The sequence below is a fragment of the Pseudomonas sivasensis genome, from assembly GCF_021391435.1.
In the GTDB taxonomy this organism is placed as follows: Bacteria; Pseudomonadota; Gammaproteobacteria; order Pseudomonadales; family Pseudomonadaceae; genus Aquipseudomonas; species Aquipseudomonas sivasensis.
The window spans coordinates 1,975,862-1,991,370 of record NZ_CP090029.1; the positions used below are offsets into that span (position 1 = coordinate 1,975,862).

14 protein-coding genes are annotated in these 15,509 nt (G+C 56.7%); 12 read left to right on the forward strand and 2 right to left on the reverse strand.

Features of this window, described 5'->3' with window-relative positions; translation table 11 throughout:
• The first annotated feature begins 84 nt into the window (after positions 1-84).
• The 8 genes from LRO94_RS08895 to LRO94_RS08935 all read left to right on the forward strand — a co-directional run bounded on the left by LRO94_RS08895 (position 85) and on the right by LRO94_RS08935 (position 8,901).
• Positions 85-1,500 carry a mannose-1-phosphate guanylyltransferase/mannose-6-phosphate isomerase gene (locus tag LRO94_RS08895; protein ID WP_032888937.1) on the forward strand — a complete coding sequence of 472 codons (1,416 nt, stop codon included), beginning with the start codon at positions 85-87 and terminating at the stop codon, positions 1,498-1,500.
• 4 nt (positions 1,501-1,504) lie between these two features.
• The gene (locus LRO94_RS08900) at positions 1,505-2,272 is read left to right on the forward strand and encodes a glycosyltransferase family 2 protein (RefSeq protein ID WP_179179339.1); all 768 of its coding nucleotides are present in this window, start codon (positions 1,505-1,507) and stop codon (positions 2,270-2,272) included.
• Complete coding sequence (locus tag LRO94_RS08905) at positions 2,272-3,237, forward strand: UDP-glucose 4-epimerase family protein (protein ID WP_179179338.1); 966 nt, start codon at positions 2,272-2,274, stop codon at positions 3,235-3,237. Before LRO94_RS08900 ends, LRO94_RS08905 begins: the two co-directional genes overlap by 1 nt.
• Positions 3,234-4,259 (forward strand): MraY family glycosyltransferase, encoded by a 1,026-nt coding sequence (locus tag LRO94_RS08910; RefSeq protein ID WP_032888941.1) that lies wholly within the window; start codon positions 3,234-3,236, stop codon positions 4,257-4,259. The genes LRO94_RS08905 and LRO94_RS08910 overlap by 4 nt, the downstream gene beginning before the upstream one ends.
• A 92-nt stretch (positions 4,260-4,351) precedes the next feature.
• A complete protein-coding gene (locus LRO94_RS08915; RefSeq protein WP_032888943.1) occupies positions 4,352-6,346 on the forward strand; it encodes a polysaccharide biosynthesis protein in 1,995 nt (664 codons plus the stop codon).
• A gap of 111 nt (positions 6,347-6,457) precedes the next feature.
• Positions 6,458-6,790, forward strand: a complete 333-nt coding sequence (locus LRO94_RS08920) for a ComEA family DNA-binding protein (RefSeq protein WP_032888945.1) — start codon at positions 6,458-6,460, stop codon at positions 6,788-6,790.
• Positions 6,791-7,392: 602 nt separating this feature from the next.
• Positions 7,393-8,037: a GntR family transcriptional regulator gene (locus LRO94_RS08930; RefSeq protein WP_032888947.1), complete on the forward strand. Its 645-nt coding sequence runs from the start codon at positions 7,393-7,395 to the stop codon at positions 8,035-8,037.
• A gap of 15 nt (positions 8,038-8,052) precedes the next feature.
• On the forward strand, positions 8,053-8,901 hold the full coding sequence (locus tag LRO94_RS08935; RefSeq protein WP_032888949.1) for an urea carboxylase-associated family protein: 849 nt from the start codon (positions 8,053-8,055) through the stop codon (positions 8,899-8,901).
• Between the two features lie 6 nt (positions 8,902-8,907).
• Here LRO94_RS08935 and LRO94_RS08940 read toward each other — a convergent pair whose 3' ends face one another.
• Both LRO94_RS08940 and eat read right to left on the reverse strand, forming a co-directional pair.
• The gene (locus LRO94_RS08940) at positions 8,908-9,075 is read right to left on the reverse strand and encodes a DUF2897 family protein (RefSeq protein WP_081797766.1); all 168 of its coding nucleotides are present in this window, start codon (positions 9,073-9,075) and stop codon (positions 8,908-8,910) included.
• Between the two features lie 111 nt (positions 9,076-9,186).
• Positions 9,187-10,551 (reverse strand): ethanolamine permease, encoded by a 1,365-nt coding sequence (gene eat / locus LRO94_RS08945; protein ID WP_095184207.1) that lies wholly within the window; start codon positions 10,549-10,551, stop codon positions 9,187-9,189.
• A gap of 409 nt (positions 10,552-10,960) precedes the next feature.
• Between eat and kdpF the strand changes: the two genes are divergently transcribed.
• From kdpF to kdpC, 4 genes are all read left to right on the forward strand, one after another.
• Entirely contained in the window at positions 10,961-11,050 is a 90-nt protein-coding gene (gene kdpF / locus LRO94_RS08950) for a K(+)-transporting ATPase subunit F (protein ID WP_003218754.1), read from the forward strand.
• Positions 11,051-11,059: 9 nt separating this feature from the next.
• Entirely contained in the window at positions 11,060-12,754 is a 1,695-nt protein-coding gene (gene kdpA, locus LRO94_RS08955) for a potassium-transporting ATPase subunit KdpA (protein WP_032888953.1), read from the forward strand.
• Between the two features lie 14 nt (positions 12,755-12,768).
• On the forward strand, positions 12,769-14,826 hold the full coding sequence (gene kdpB, locus LRO94_RS08960; protein ID WP_177326448.1) for a potassium-transporting ATPase subunit KdpB: 2,058 nt from the start codon (positions 12,769-12,771) through the stop codon (positions 14,824-14,826).
• Between the two features lie 97 nt (positions 14,827-14,923).
• Entirely contained in the window at positions 14,924-15,469 is a 546-nt protein-coding gene (gene kdpC / locus LRO94_RS08965) for a potassium-transporting ATPase subunit KdpC (RefSeq protein ID WP_095184208.1), read from the forward strand.
• Positions 15,470-15,509: the final 40 nt, after the last annotated feature.

Genomic DNA, 15,509 nt, shown 5'->3' on the forward strand with positions numbered 1-15,509 from the left:
CAGGCGTTGACCTGGTCCACTTTTAGTGGCTATTAGTGAGCGCGCTTATGTTGCGGCGTCGATCTCGGCCTTAAGGATGTTTGAATGTTTCTTCCAGTAATCATGGCGGGTGGCTCAGGTACCCGGCTATGGCCACTCTCCCGTCAATTGAACCCCAAGCAGTTTCTCCCCTTGGTGGATGCCGATATGACGATGCTCCAGGCCACTATCAAGCGCCTTGATGGGCTTGAGCATGGGGCGCCGCGATTGATTTGCAACGAACATCATCGCTTTCTGGCTGCCGAACAACTTCGGCAGTTGGGTCTGGACGACGCGAACATCATCCTTGAACCGGTAGGCCGCAACACTGCCCCCGCTATTACACTGGCAGCCCTGCAGGCACTCGCTGAACAGGATGATCCAATCATGCTCGTCTTGGCGGCTGATCACTTGATTCAAGATGTCGAGGCGTTCCAGAGCAGCATCGCTACGGCGCTTGCGCTGGCGGAGTCTGGCAAGTTGGTCACCTTCGCCATTACGCCTACGTCCCCTGAGACGGGGTATGGCTATCTTCAACTGGGTGCGCCTGTTGGATCGGGAGGGTTCAAGGTCAGTCGTTTCGTTGAAAAACCTGACTTGGTTACAGCTCAGTCCTACCTCGCTCAGGGCGATTACTTCTGGAATAGCGGCATGTTCATGTTTAGAGCCAGTCGCTATATTCAGGAGTTGGAAAAATTTCAACCGGAAATTGTGTCGGTATGTCGGGAAGCCTTGGCGGGTGGGCAACAAGATATGCATTTTACTCGGGTCGACAGTGCCATTTTCGCGACCAGCCCTGATGTCTCCATTGACTACGCAGTGATGGAGAAGACTTCAGACGCCGTCATGGTTCCTTTAGATGCCGGCTGGAGTGATATCGGGTCCTGGTCTGCTCTTTGGGAGGCAGGCGAGAAAAATGCAGACGGTAATCTGTTCAAAGGTGACGTGTTGTCTGAGAAAACCTCCGGCAGCTACGTTCATGCCACACATCGTTTGGTCACCACTGTTGGTGTAAACGACCTGATTATCGTGGAGACCAAGGACGCAGTCCTCGTTGCACACAAAGATCAAGTTCAGGAAGTTAAGAAGATCGTTGATCAACTCAAGGCGGGCAAACGCCACGAGCATACCGACCATCGCGAGGTCTATCGCCCTTGGGGTTTTTACGACTCTATTGATAGTGGCGAGCGCTATCAGGTTAAAAGAATTACCGTAAAACCAGGCGAGAAGCTCTCAGTGCAGATGCACCATCACCGCGCGGAGCACTGGGTGGTTGTCAGCGGTACTGCTCGCGTGACTAATGGTGATAAGACGTATTTGGTTACCGAGAACCAATCTACATTTATCCCTATTGGACAGATTCATGCACTGGAGAACCCTGGAATCATTCCGCTAGAACTGATTGAGGTTCAGTCGGGATCTTACTTGGGAGAGGATGATATTGTCCGGTTTGAAGATGTTTACGGCCGTGTAAAGGGTTGATGTGTTGAAAATTTCGATTATCACGGTCTCCTACAACAGCGAAAAAACGATCAGGGATACTATTGAGTCCGTATTGGCTCAGACGTATTTGAATGTCGAATATATAGTTATAGATGGTGGTTCAAAGGACAATACGATGGGTATTGTTGGTGAATATGCTGCGTCTATCGCAACCATCGTGAGTGAGCCGGATCGCGGCATATACGACGCTATGAACAAAGGTATCGCGTTGGCCACGGGTGATGTTATCGGCATTCTCAACTCCGACGATTTCTATGAAAGTCCTACATCGTTAGAGAGCGTTGCAGCCGCGTTTCGTCTGAATCCAGAAAGTGCGCTTGTCTTTGGTGATGTTGTTTTTGTAAATCCTGAGGACTTGCAGCGGGTCACGCGTGTCTATAGCGCTTCACATTTTCGCTCGTGGAAGCTGCGGTTTGGGTGGATGCCTCCCCATCCAGGTACATTTGTACGCAAAGAGGCTTACGCCGACGTTGGCGCTTATTCCATGTTGTACGCCATCTCCGCAGATTACGAGATGTTTGTTCGCCTGCTCCTGATTAAAAAACTCAGATTTTCGCATATTGATAAGGTCCTGGTTCGCATGCGCTCGGGCGGCGTCAGTACCTCCGGTACAAAAAGTAGTCTGAAACTAAATCGGGAAATTGTTCTGGCGTGCAAGCGTAATGGGATATACACCAACTTGCTTATGGTGCTGAGTAAAATTCCATTCAAATTGCTGGAATACCTAAAGCGCTCGGGGACAAAGAACTGATGGACCATATCTTTATTACCGGAGCTACCGGTTTTTTGGGTAAAGATCTGATCCGCCGTTTGCAATCAGATAAGAAGTATCGCCTGTCTGCCTCCGTGCGTACCGCCGCGACAAGGTTAGATAGCGACGTTTCGGCCCATGTCATGGGCGATATTGATTCGACGACCGCGTGGGGGCAGGCATTGGCGGGTGTGGATGTTGTTGTCCACTGCGCTGCTCGTGTGCACATAACGACCGACGATTCTGCTGATCCGCTACAAGCTTTTCGTGACATCAATGTTAAAGCTACCTTGCACCTGGCAAGGGAGGCCGCCGCCGCCGGCGTTCGCCGTTTTGTCTTTATCAGTTCGATCAAGGTCAACGGTGAAGGGTCGCCGGCTGGCACACCGTTCTGCGCCGATGATGAGCCGAACCCGGCTGACGCGTATGGCCTGTCTAAATGGGAAGCCGAAAAGGGGCTTCTACAACTCGCTGAGGCCGTCGAGATGGATATCGTCATCATCCGGCCAGTGCTTATCTATGGCCCCGGAGTAAAAGCAAACTTTTTGAACATGATGCGTTTTCTGTCCAAGGGAATCCCGTTGCCTTTGGGCGCCATACATAACAAACGCAGCCTTGTCGCGCTTGAAAACGTATCGGATCTGATTGTTACTTGCCTGGATCACCCTGCTGCCAGCAATCAAGTCTTTCTCGTCAGTGACGGTGAAGACCTTTCTACGACTGAACTATTGCGCAGGTTGGCACATGCATTACACGCACCCGCCCGCTTGATTCCCATTCCTTCGCGCTTTTTGACGTTCGTCGCTAAGCTATTCCGCATGTCGGGGCTCTCTCAGCGCCTGTGCGGAACGCTGCAGGTCGATATTCGCAAGACCCGCTCGCTGTTGGGGTGGGCACCTCGTGTCAGCGTTGATCAAGCTCTGAATGGTGCAGCTCGACATTATCTGGATACGAATAAACGATGAATTTTCTCTGGTTGCTCCCTGTCCTGGCGGGCATTTCCCTTCTGTTGACGTGGCAGCTGCGCCGTTATGCATTGTCAGCAAGCTTGATCGATACTCCGAACGCCCGTAGCTCACATTCAGTACCCACGCCCAGAGGCGGTGGCGTCGCGATTGTGATCAGCTTTCTCGCTGCTGTGCCTGTGCTCGCTTTTGCGGACCTTATTCCCTGGTCATGGGCGTGGGGCATGTTGGGGGCTGGCCTGGGCGTTGCCGTTCTGGGGTTCATGGATGACCACGGGCATATCGCAGCGCGCTGGCGCTTGCTTGGCCATTTCCTTGCAGCGGTATGGGTATTGTTTTTCCTTCAAGGCCTGGCGCCGCTAAAGATCTTCGGGCATTTGATTGACCTGGGTTGGCTAGGCAACTTCCTGGCTGTGCTTTATTTGGTGTGGTTACTAAATCTCTACAACTTCATGGACGGTATCGATGGTATTGCAAGCATCGAGGCGTTGTGTGCTTGCCTGGGAATGTGTGTCGTTTATGGCGTGGCGGGGCATGCACAACTGGTCTGGACGCCGCTGGTGTTCAGCATGGCGGTAGTAGGTTTTTTGTATTGGAACTTCCCTCCTGCGCGAATCTTCATGGGGGATGCAGGGAGTGGTTTTATCGGCATCATACTGGGGGCGTTTTCTTTACAGGCGTGTCTTATATCGCCTCAGTTGTTCTGGGCATGGCTGATAATGCTGGGTGTGTTTATTGTCGATGCTACCTTTACGTTGATACGTCGGCTGTTGCGTGGGGACAAGGTTTACGAAGCGCATCGCAGTCACGCCTATCAGTTTGCTTCCCGGCAGATCGGCAGGCACCGGCCGGTCACGCTGGCTGTTGCGTGTATTAATATTTTCTGGCTCCTTCCGGTGGCCCTGGCTGTAGTGTTGCTTGATTTAGATGGGGTTCTAGGCTTGGTTGTTGGTTATGTACCGTTGGTCTGGTTGGCAATAAAGTTTAATGCGGGTTCTTTAGAGCCAGCCAATACGCCCTGATTGTCATTAAGGCGCAGATGCGAATTAAGGTAGTCTGATGGTGAGGCCACCCCTGCCTTTTTTTCAGGCAGATGTAACTTTGGAGAGTAAGGATGGATCGGCTGCGCACGCTGCTACTTGGCCTACCAAGGCGTTATAAGCGCGTTCTACAGGTGCTGACTGACATCGTGGTGGTGTGGGCCGCGTTGTGGATGGCTTTTGTCGTGCGCCTGGGCATCGACGAGATGATCAACCCGGTCAGACAGCATTTATGGCTGTTCATTGCTGCACCTATCGTTGCCATTCCCTTGTTTGTGCGATTCGGTATGTACCGGGCGGTTATGCGTTATTTCGGTAATGATGCGCTGATCGCGATCATCAAAGCAGTCAGCCTGTCATCGTTGATCTTGGCGCTGGTGGTTTACTGGTATAGCAACCATCAGAACGTCGTCCCGCGTTCGATTGTTTTCAATTATTGGTGGCTAAGCCTGATCATGATTGGCGGCCTGCGCCTGGGGATGCGTCAATATTTCCTTGGGGATTGGTTCACCGCCACCCAGCATGTGCCGTTTACAAATCGTGATGACGGCTTGATCAAAGTCGCTATCTACGGTGCTGGGTCTGCCGGTAACCAATTGGTCGCCGCATTGCGCATGGGGCGTGTTATGCGTCCTGTGGCGTTTATCGACGACGATCCCGGGATTTCTGATCGTGTTATCTCGGGTTTGCATGTTTATAAACCCCGGCATATTCAACAAATGATCGACGCGACAGGTGTTCAGGAAATTCTCTTGGCCATCCCCTCGTCCAATCGTGGTCGGCGGCGTGAAATCCTGTCCTTTCTTGAAGGTTTCCCTCTGCACGTTCGCAGTGTTCCCGGCTTCATGGATCTGGCCAGCGGACGCGTCAAGGTCGACGATATCCAGGAGGTCGATATTGCAGACTTGCTAGGACGTGATGCAATCCCAGCCCAAGGCGAACTGCTTGAACACTGTATTAAAAGTCAGGTTGTACTGGTTACGGGGGCAGGTGGGTCAATTGGTTCAGAACTCTGCCGGCAGATTATATCCCTCAAACCTACGACGTTATTATTGTTCGACCATAGCGAATTTAACCTGTACACCATTTTGTCTGAGTTGGAACAACGTATTACTCGCGAATCTTTGCCGGTAAAACTTTTGCCGATACTCGGTTCAGTACGTAACCAAGGCAAGTTGCTCGATGTTATGAAAACCTGGCATGTAGACACTGTCTATCATGCAGCTGCTTACAAGCATGTGCCGATGGTAGAGCACAATATCGCTGAAGGTGTGTTGAACAATGTCATCGGCACGCTCAATACGGCGCAAGCTGCACTTCAGTCTGGCGTGGCCAACTTTGTATTGATTTCGACTGACAAGGCCGTACGTCCAACTAACATCATGGGGAGCACCAAACGGCTGGCGGAATTGACGCTGCAAGCCCTGAGTCGAGAACTCGCCCCGGTATTGTTCGGCGATAAGGCGAATATCTCCCGCGTCAACAAAACCCGCTTCACTATGGTTCGCTTCGGCAACGTGCTGGGCTCCTCGGGCTCAGTCATTCCGTTGTTTCACAAACAGATCAAATCCGGTGGTCCCCTGACGGTTACCCATCCGAAAATCACGCGGTATTTCATGACGATCCCGGAGGCGGCCCAACTGGTCATTCAAGCTGGGTCCATGGGGCAGGGTGGGGATGTATTCGTGTTGGACATGGGCGAGCCGGTGAAAATTGTCGAGCTCGCAAAAAAGATGGTGCATCTATCCGGGCTCAGCGTGCGTTCTGACGAGAACCCTCAAGGTGACATCTCGATCGAGTTCACCGGCCTGCGCCCCGGCGAAAAGCTTTACGAAGAGTTACTCATCGGCGACAACGTGGTCGCCACTCAACACCCCATGATCATGAGCGCCAACGAAGATCATCTGTCTTGGGAAGTGCTTAAAGGCAAGCTCTCGGACTTATTGGCTGCCGTGGATCAAGACGACTACGCCCGCGTCCGTCAACTCCTGCGCGACACGGTCAGCGGCTACTCCCCAGATGGAGAGATCGTCGATTGGATTTACCAGCAACGCCGTCTGGAGCCTTGATTTAATACTCTGTTACTCAACCGTTTTTGACGAATTTCCAACATCACCTACGTTTGAAAAGCAGCTTCGGAAAAGCTGCTTTTCTCTCAACGATGTCATGGAGCGTCACCAATGCAGAACACCTACATCTCTTCGCTGATTTTCGCCGTTCTTACAACCCTCTCCGTCGCCAGCACCGCAGCCCCTTCCATCAAGCCTGAAGCCCCAACCCCTATCAGCGCGCAGATGGCCAAGGCCGAGCAATCCGCCAAGGTCAACCTTAACGCCGCAGACGCCGAGACCCTGCGTCGGGATCTGTTCGGTATTGGCGCTGCCAAAGCCAAGGCAATCATCGCCTACCGCGAAAGCAATGGCCCATTCACGGCGGTGGATGAGTTGCTGGAAGTGAAGGGTATCGGCAAGGCGCTGTTGGAGAAGAACCGCGACAGGCTGGTGATCAACTAAGCTCCAAGGGGCCGGTCATTGATCGGCCTCTTTCTTCTGTGAGTTCCGCGCTTCACGTTCCCCCGCACCACGTCTATGTTCCACCTCACCAATTGTGGGTCTTAGACTCTCCTGGCAAGGACTTATGCGCCTACCAGTGTCGACATCCTCCCCAGCCCCTCTGCGCCGCAACGCCCATCTCCCAGCGCCGTTTCAATTTGCTCAAGTCTTACGTCGAGAGGGTTCGGTATCGCACTGGGCTGGTCGCTCAGATCTATCTCGGAAAACATTGTTGGCAGCGGGAAGCCGTGGTCCGGGGGAGGACATGTGCCGTTCCGACAGATAGTTGTCGACAAATGCATCCAGCGGTCTTTGCTGACTGAACAGGTTGTCGCGATGGGCGTTCAGGTCCGCAGCTGATCTGTGAAGGCCGGGCGCTTCCTTGATGATGCATGGGTGAGTTTGGGTTTTGTGGTGTTGTAAATAACGTATAAGGCGGCCCCAGCCACAGGCTGGCATTTTAACCAACCTTAACTTTTTACACCCAGATCGCCCGTTCTGGAGGTTGGCATGAAACGTGATTACCTCCAGACAGAAGATTGTTCAACAATCATGAGGCGATGATGACACCCAATATGTCTTTAGCAGACCAGATTGCTTTGGAGCTGCGTGCCGACATCATCAGCGGACGGTTATTGCCGGGTATGGCCCTGGTCGAGGCGGATTTGGTCATTGCCTACAGTGCGTCGCGCAATACGATTCGCGAAGCCCTCCACCGTTTGGGGCAGGAGGGCTTGACCCGTTATGTGCGCAACAAGGGTGTGATGGTCCGGCGATTGGAGCGGGAGGAAGTTCGTGATCTGTTTGTTGTCCGCCGCACACTGGAATTGCAGGCCATCGCACAAAGCAAAGCGTTGACGGACGATCAATCTGAACGCATGCAAAACGCCATCGACGCCACCACCCTGGCCCGGGAGCGCGAAGATTGGCGTGCCGTGGCCACCCACAGTTTGTTGTTCCATCAGCACATCGTCGGGTTGATGCGCAGCCCCTTGTTCGATGAGTTTTTCGCCCGGGTCATCGCCCAGCTACGCCTCGTGTTTTGTGCGGCGCCCGATGAGCAGCGTTTTCAGTCACCTTGGCTTGAGCGTGACCGCGAGATTTACGCGTTATTGGTCCAGGCGAATAAACACGCGGCAGGGGAGGCGATGAGCCTGTACCTGGAAGATTCCGAACGCCTGTCGTTGGCGTTGTTTACCCACCCCTGATCGAGGATGTGCACTATGTACAAAGATTATCCGGCCGCTTATCAGGTCAGCAAAGGCTCGGCGCTGCAAGTCGACACGGCGTTTTACGAGCGCATTCGTGACCGGGCGGATCAACGCATCTTGATCGAACAGTTTGAGGTGCCTATTCGAACAGGCAGGGCCTGGAAGGTGCCGGCGGGGCATGTGTTTCGTGTTACTACGCCAGTGGGCCCGCAGGTGGGTGACTTTAATGTCTGGAACGCCCACGACCCGCGGGAACGTCTTTGGGCGGCGCGCACCCGCCAATTGCAGGGCGCCCATGTCAGCACCCATGACCGATTGTGGTCGAACCTGCCGTTTCTGCGACCGTTGGTGACCATCACCGATGACAGCCTGGCCAGTTATGGTATCGACGAGCACGGCGGGCGCCTCCACGACTTACTCGGCACGCGCTGCGATCCCTACGTGAACCGGATGCTGACCGGTGAGGATTTCCATCACCACTGCCATTCGAACCTCACTCGCGCGGTGCTGCCCCACGGTCTTACGGAATTCGACGTGCATGACGTGTTGAATATTTTCCAGTGCACCGGCCTGAATCACGACGACATGTACTTCATGAAGGCGTGTCCGGCGCAGAAGGGTGATTACCTGGAGTTCTTTGCCGAGATTGATTTGCTGTGTGCACTGTCGACCTGCCCGGGTGGAGATCTGTCGCTGCCGATGTGGGGGCCGGACGCACAGGATCCGCTGACGGTATGTCGCCCGCTGGGCGTCGAGATCTACAAGTTGGAGGATCAATTGCTGAGCGGCTGGAGCCAGCCGGAGCGTGCTGCCTACAAGGGGCAGCACGGGTTGCATATTGCCAAGGCGGATTGGGAGTAAGCCTAACTAGCGATCCTGCGAATCCTTGGCGTCCGCCTGGGCGTTGCGTTCGGCCACGCGTTTGCGTTGCTCGTCGGTGAGTTCCACCTTGTTGGCGCTGTCTCGCAGCATCATCAGCCCACCGACGATCGACCCAATCGCGACCACCATAATCAACCACGCATACCACGGCATAAGGCTCTCCTTGAGGCAGATTGCTGTGGGAGAATTTTCCCACGGTAATAACTGCTTTGAGTTACGGGCTTTCTGAGTAGTTCAGTGTAAGCCCGTTCTGCCTCGTAAACCTTAGAGCCCAGTCAACATTGCGTCCGCTGGCGCATCGGCACGGTCTTGTGCGGTCAGTTGGAAGTAGATGAAACCTACCGCCATAAAGCCCAGGAAGATCAAGCCGATGAGTGTGTTGAACCACGCCATGGCCACCAGGCACACCACCGCCAGCACCAACGCAATGCCTGGCACGATCGGGTAACCCGGCGCGCGGAAGGTGCGTTCCAACAGCGGTTCGGTTTTACGCAGTTTGAACAGGCTGAGCATGCTCATGATGTACATGACGATGGCGCCGAAAACCGCCATGGTGATCATCGCTGCAGTCAGAGTCATGCCGCCCAGGTTGATCAGACCGTCGCTGTAGATGGCGGCGATGCCGACCACACCGCCGGCGATGATGGCCCGGTGCGGTGTCTGAAAACGCGACAGTTTGGCGAGGAAAGACGGTAAGTACCCGGCGCGGGCCAGGGCGAAGAACTGGCGCGAGTAGCCCAGGATAATGCCGTGGAAGCTCGCTACCAGGCCAAACAGGCCGATCCACACCAGCATGTGCAACCAGCCGGAGCTTTCGCCCACCACGGTTTTCATGGCCTGCGGCAGCGGGTCGTTGATGTTCGACAGGGTGCGCCAGTCACCCACTCCGCCGGCAAAGAACATCACGCCCATGGCCAGGATCACCAAGGTCAGGATGCCGCTGATGTAGGCCTTCGGAATGGTGCGCTTCGGATCCTTCGCTTCTTCAGCCGCCATGGCTGCGCCTTCGATGGCAAGGAAGAACCAGATCGCAAACGGAATTGCGGCAAACATCCCGGCAATCGCCGGGGCGCCAAAGGTATCGGAACCGGCCCAGCCATTCAGGGCGAAGTTACTGAAGCTGAATGCCGGGGCGACCACGCCCATAAACACCAGCAGCTCTGCGACGGCGAGCACGCACACCACCAGTTCAAAGGTCGCGGCGAGTTTCACGCCAAGGATGTTCAGGCCCATGAACACGATATAGGCACCGACGGCAGCGTGCTTCGGGTCCAGCGCAGGGAACTGCACATTCAGATAAGCGCCGATGGCCAAGGCAATGGCAGGCGGCGCGAAGACAAATTCGATCAGTGTGGCAAGACCGGCGATTAAACCGCCTTTCTCCCCAAATGCACGACGGCTGTAGGCAAACGGTCCGCCAGCATGGGGAATCGCGGTGGTCAGCTCGGTGAAACTGAAGATAAAGCAGGTGTACATTGCGGCGACCATCAACGAGGTCACCAGGAAGCCCAAGGTTCCGGCCACGCCCCAGCCATAGCTCCAGCCGAAGTATTCACCGGAGATCACCAGCCCGACGGCAATGCCCCATAAATGCAGGGTGCCTAGGGTGGGTTTGAGTTGTGTGTTCATGTGCTGCTCCCTGAACGGTTTGGAATGATTCAAGGTGTTGCAGCGGCCATGCCAGCTTGAGAATCATTGTCGTAAAGGCGTGCAACTGTCGTCTGGGGGATGGTTTGGCGTTTGAAATTTGCCGGTGTCGCACCAGATAGGTGCGGCGGTGACGGTGCCGACGCTATCGGGAGCAAGCCCCTCCCACAGGTTGACTGGCGCTCGGCATGACAACTCGGTCAAGTGTGGGAGGGGGCTTGCTCCCGATAACGCCTGCCCAGACGCTGGAAACCCGCAGTGTAAACCCCGCATAAAGCCACTCTTTACGCCTTCTTTACGCCCCGCCCGCACCCTCGCACTCGTTCCTTTACGCCACTCCTGCGGACAATTGCCCCACACGCGGCACTCGCCGCTGAACGGAGAGACTTCCATGAGTGTTCTGGACGGAGTGTCACTGCTATTGGCCGTGGCGCTGTTTATTTATCTGCTGGTTGCGCTGTTACGCGCGGATCGGAACTAGGAGCTGGCCATGCACAGTTATGACTATTGGCTGATCATCGCCTTCTTTGCCGTGGTATTGGTGCCGGCACCGTTCCTGGGGCGGTTCTACTACAAGGTGATGGAAGGCCAGCGCACGTGGCTGAGCCCGGTGCTCGGGCCTGTCGAAAAAGCCTGTTATCGCCTGTCGGGTGTCGACGCGCAGCAGGAGCAGAGCTGGCAGAAGTACATGCTGGCGTTGCTCGCATTCAACCTCGCGGGTTTCCTGCTGTTGTTCGCGATCCTGATGTTCCAGGACTATCTCCCGCTCAATCCGCAGAAATTGCCGGGGCAGGAGTGGACGCTGGCCTTCAACACTGCGGTCAGTTTCATGACCAACACCAACTGGCAGTCCTACAGCGGTGAGGCGTCACTGAGCTACCTTAGCCAGATGGCTGGCCTGACGGTGCAGAACTTCGTCAGTGCGGCCACTGGGCTGGCAGTCCTGGTCGCTTTGTGCCGTGGGATCGGTCGCAAATCTGCCCAGACATTGGGGAATTTCTGGGTCGATATGACCCGCGCTACCCTCTACGGCCTGTTGCCGTTGTGCCTGGTGCTGGCGTTGTTCCTGGTGTGGCAGGGCGTGCCGCAGACGTTCGCCCATTACGTTGATGCCGTGACGATGCAAGGCGTGGATCAGGTGATCCCCCTGGGCCCGGCGGCCAGCCAGATTGCGATCAAGCAATTGGGCACCAACGGCGGTGGTTTTTTCGGCGTCAACTCGGCGCATCCCTTTGAAGACCCGACTGCCTGGGCCAACCTGTTTGAGGTGGCGTCCATCATCCTGATCCCGGTGGCGTTGGTATTCACCTTCGGTCATTACGTCAAAGACCTGCGCCAAAGCCGCGCCATTCTTGGCTGCATGCTGGCGCTGTTCCTGATCGGCGGCGCGACTTCACTGTGGTCCGAGTATCAGCCCAATCCGACCCTGAACAACCCGGCCGTAGAGCAAACCGCGCCGCTGGAAGGCAAGGAAGCGCGCTTCGGCACCACTGGCACGGTGCTGTGGTCAGTGACCACCACCGCGGCGTCCAACGGTTCGGTCAACGGCATGCAGGACAGCCTCAGCCCCCTCAGCGGGATGGTGGCGCTGGTCAACATGATGGTCGGCGAAGTGATCTTTGGCGGCGTCGGCGCCGGTATGTACGGGATGTTGCTTAACGTGTTGATCGCGGTGTTCCTGGCTGGCCTGATGATCGGCCGTACGCCGGAATACCTGGGCAAGAAACTCCAGGCCAAGGAAGTACAGTTGCTCGTCGTGACCTTGCTGGTGATGCCAGTCGGCGTGCTCGTGCTCGGCGCCATTGCCGCCAGCCTGCCAGGCCCGGCCGGCGCTATCAGTAACCCTGGTCCCCATGGCTTCAGCCAGTTGCTTTATGCCTACACCTCCGCCAGTGCCAACAACGGCTCTGCGTTTGGCGGCTTCAGTGCCAACACGCCGTTCCATAACCTGATGCTCGGCCTGGGCATGCTGATCGGTCGCTTTGGCTACATCCTGCCGGTACTGGCCCTGGCCGGCAGCCTGGCGATGAAAAAGAGCGCACCGATTGGCCAGAACAGCTTCCCCACCCACGGCCCGCTGTTCGTGACTCTGTTGACCGTAACCATCTTGCTGGTGGGCGGCCTGACTTTCCTGCCGACGCTGGCGCTGGGTCCTATCGCTGAACACTTGAGCATGGGCTTCTGAGAAGGGATATGAACATGAATATGCCTGCAAAAAACGCGGCCCCGGTCAAACCCCAGGAGCCTGCCAAAACCGCTATCTCTGCTCTGTGGCGCCCGGCGCTGGTCCAGGCGTTCGTCAAACTGGACCCGCGCGAACTGAAACGCTCGCCGGTGATGCTGGTGGTCGAACTGACTGCGATCCTCACCACGGTGCTGTGCTTCGTACCCGACACTTCCGTGCCGACCTTCGTTGCCGTGCAGATCGCCGTGTGGTTGTGGTTCACCGTGCTGTTCGCCAACTTCGCCGAAGCCTTGGCCGAAGGGCGAGGCAAGGCTCGCGCCGACAGCCTCAAGGCAGGCAGTGAAGGTCTGAGTGCTCGGCGCAAGGAAGCCGATGGCAGCTTCAAGGTCGTGCCGGCCACCAGCCTGCGTAAGGGTGATGTGGTGCGGGTTGCCGCAGGGGAAATGATCCCCGGTGACGGCGAGGTGATCGAAGGCATCGCGGCGGTTAACGAAGCGGCGATCACTGGCGAATCCGCCCCGGTGATCCGTGAGTCTGGCGGCGACCGCTCGGCCGTTACCGGCAACACCCGGCTGGTCTCGGACTGGCTGATGATCCGCATCACCGCCAACCCTGGTGAGTCTACCCTGGACCGCATGATTGCCTTGGTAGAAGGTGCCAAGCGCCAGAAGACCCCCAATGAAGTCGCGCTGGATATCCTGCTGATCGGCCTGACGCTGATCTTCCTGCTGGTGGTCGTAACGTTGCAGCCGTTCGCCCACTTCGCCAATGGCAGCTTGCCTTTGGTGTTTCTGGTCGCACTGCTTGTGACGCTGATTCCCACGACCATTGGCGGCTTGTTGTCGGCCATCGGCATTGCCGGCATGGACCGCCTGGTGCGCCTCAATGTGATCGCCAAGTCTGGCCGCGCGGTGGAAGCCGCCGGGGACGTACATGTGTTGCTGTTGGACAAGACCGGCACCATCACCTTTGGTAATCGCCGGTGTGCAGCGGTGGTCGCGGCGCCCGGGGTCAGCGGCCGCGAGGTGGCCGAAGGCGCGCTGTTCGCGTCCCTGGCGGACGACACGGCGGAAGGCAAATCCATCGTTGAATACCTGCGCGCCTTGCACCCTCAGGCCGAGCCTTCCCAGGACGAGTTGACCGCCGTGCCGTTCAGCGCTGAAACCCGCTTGTCCGGCGTTGACTACCAGGGCCGCGTGTACCGCAAAGGCGCGGTGGATTCGCTGCTGGCATTTATCGGCCAACAGCGTCAGGACCTTGCACCTGCGCTGTCGCGGGAAATCGATAAGATCGCCCAGAGCGGCGGCACGCCTTTGCTGGTGTGCGCCGATGGCAAGCTGCTTGGTGCGATTCATTTGAAGGACGTGGTCAAGCCCGGCATCCGCGAACGTTTCGCCGAGCTACGCAAACTGGGCATCCGCACCGTGATGGTCACTGGCGACAACCCGCTGACGGCTGCTGCGATTGCCGCTGAGGCGGGCGTGGATGACGTGCTGGCCGAAGCCACGCCAGAGAAAAAACTCGCACGTATCCGTCATGAGCAGAACGACGGGCGCCTGGTGGCAATGTGCGGCGACGGCGCCAACGACGCCCCGGCACTGGCGCAGGCCGACGTGGGCATGGCGATGAACGACGGCACTCAAGCCGCCCGTGAGGCCGCCAACATGGTCGACCTCGACAGCGACCCTACCAAGCTGCTGGACGTGGTGCAGATCGGCAAGGAATTGCTGGTGACCCGTGGCGCGCTGACCACCTTTTCAATCGCCAACGATGTGGCCAAATACTTTGCGATTCTGCCGGCGCTGTTTGCCTCGATCTATCCGCAACTCGGCGTGCTCAACGTCATGCACTTGCAGAGTCCGCAGAGCGCGATCCTGTCGGCCATTGTGTTTAACGCGTTGATCATCGTGGTGTTGATCCCGTTGGCATTGCGCGGTGTGCGCGTGCAGGCAGCGAGTGCAGCGGCGTTGCTGCGGCGCAACCTGTTGATCTATGGCTTGGGTGGGTTGTTGGTGCCGTTCGTGGGTATCAAGGCCATCGACATGCTGTTGACCGCCCTGCACCTCGTATAAGCCAGACCTTGTAGTGAGCGGGCTTGCCCCGCGCTGGGCTGCGAAGCAGCCCCACTGCGACCAAGGTCGCTGTATCCAACGAATTGAGGAACCTGAAATGTCCAACATCATCCGTCCAGCCCTGAGCCTTTTAGTGCTCATGACCCTGATCACCGGCGTCGCCTACCCATTGGTGGTGACCGGCGTCGCCCAGGTGGCATTCCCCGATCAGGCCAACGGCAGCCTGGTACGCGACGCCGATGGTAAGGTGCGCGGGTCCAGTCTGATCGCCCAGGATTTTACCGGCGACAGCTGGTTTCACCCGCGTCCATCGGCGGGCGCCTTTGCGACAGTGTCCAGCAGCGCCAGTAACCTTGGCCCGAGTAACCCAGCGTTAGCCACCCGCGTATTCGATGACGCAAATAAACAGCTGGTGCCAGGTCAGGGCCCGGTACCTTTGGCCTCGCTGACTACCTCTGGCAGCGGTCTTGATCCACACTTGCCACCCCAGGCGATTGCCTATCAACTGGTGCGGGTAGCGGCGGCGCGGAATGTGCCGGTGTCGACCTTGCAACGGCTGTTGGATGAGCACATCGAAAGCCCATTGGTGGGGCCACCGGTAGTGAATGTACTGGCGCTGAACATGGCGCTGGAAAAACTCTGATCCCACAGTTGATCTTCACTTGCCCGACTACATCATCACC

What these genes read in the sequence shown, in the direction of transcription:
- LRO94_RS08895 (WP_032888937.1), top strand. Translation starts at nt 85, where the DNA reads ATGTTTCTTCCAGTAATCATGGCGGGTGGCTCAGGTACCCGGCTATGG.
- LRO94_RS08905 (WP_179179338.1), top strand. Translation starts at nt 2,272, where the DNA reads ATGGACCATATCTTTATTACCGGAGCTACCGGTTTTTTGGGTAAAGAT.
- LRO94_RS08910 (WP_032888941.1), top strand. Translation starts at nt 3,234, where the DNA reads ATGAATTTTCTCTGGTTGCTCCCTGTCCTGGCGGGCATTTCCCTTCTG.
- LRO94_RS08915 (WP_032888943.1), top strand. Translation starts at nt 4,352, where the DNA reads ATGGATCGGCTGCGCACGCTGCTACTTGGCCTACCAAGGCGTTATAAG.
- LRO94_RS08920 (WP_032888945.1), top strand. Translation starts at nt 6,458, where the DNA reads ATGCAGAACACCTACATCTCTTCGCTGATTTTCGCCGTTCTTACAACC.
- LRO94_RS08930 (WP_032888947.1), top strand. Translation starts at nt 7,393, where the DNA reads ATGACACCCAATATGTCTTTAGCAGACCAGATTGCTTTGGAGCTGCGT.
- LRO94_RS08935 (WP_032888949.1), top strand. Translation starts at nt 8,053, where the DNA reads ATGTACAAAGATTATCCGGCCGCTTATCAGGTCAGCAAAGGCTCGGCG.
- LRO94_RS08940 (WP_081797766.1), bottom strand. Translation starts at nt 9,075, where the DNA reads ATGCCGTGGTATGCGTGGTTGATTATGGTGGTCGCGATTGGGTCGATC.
- eat (WP_095184207.1), bottom strand. Translation starts at nt 10,551, where the DNA reads ATGAACACACAACTCAAACCCACCCTAGGCACCCTGCATTTATGGGGC.
- kdpF (WP_003218754.1), top strand. Translation starts at nt 10,961, where the DNA reads ATGAGTGTTCTGGACGGAGTGTCACTGCTATTGGCCGTGGCGCTGTTT.
- kdpA (WP_032888953.1), top strand. Translation starts at nt 11,060, where the DNA reads ATGCACAGTTATGACTATTGGCTGATCATCGCCTTCTTTGCCGTGGTA.
- kdpB (WP_177326448.1), top strand. Translation starts at nt 12,769, where the DNA reads ATGAATATGCCTGCAAAAAACGCGGCCCCGGTCAAACCCCAGGAGCCT.
- kdpC (WP_095184208.1), top strand. Translation starts at nt 14,924, where the DNA reads ATGTCCAACATCATCCGTCCAGCCCTGAGCCTTTTAGTGCTCATGACC.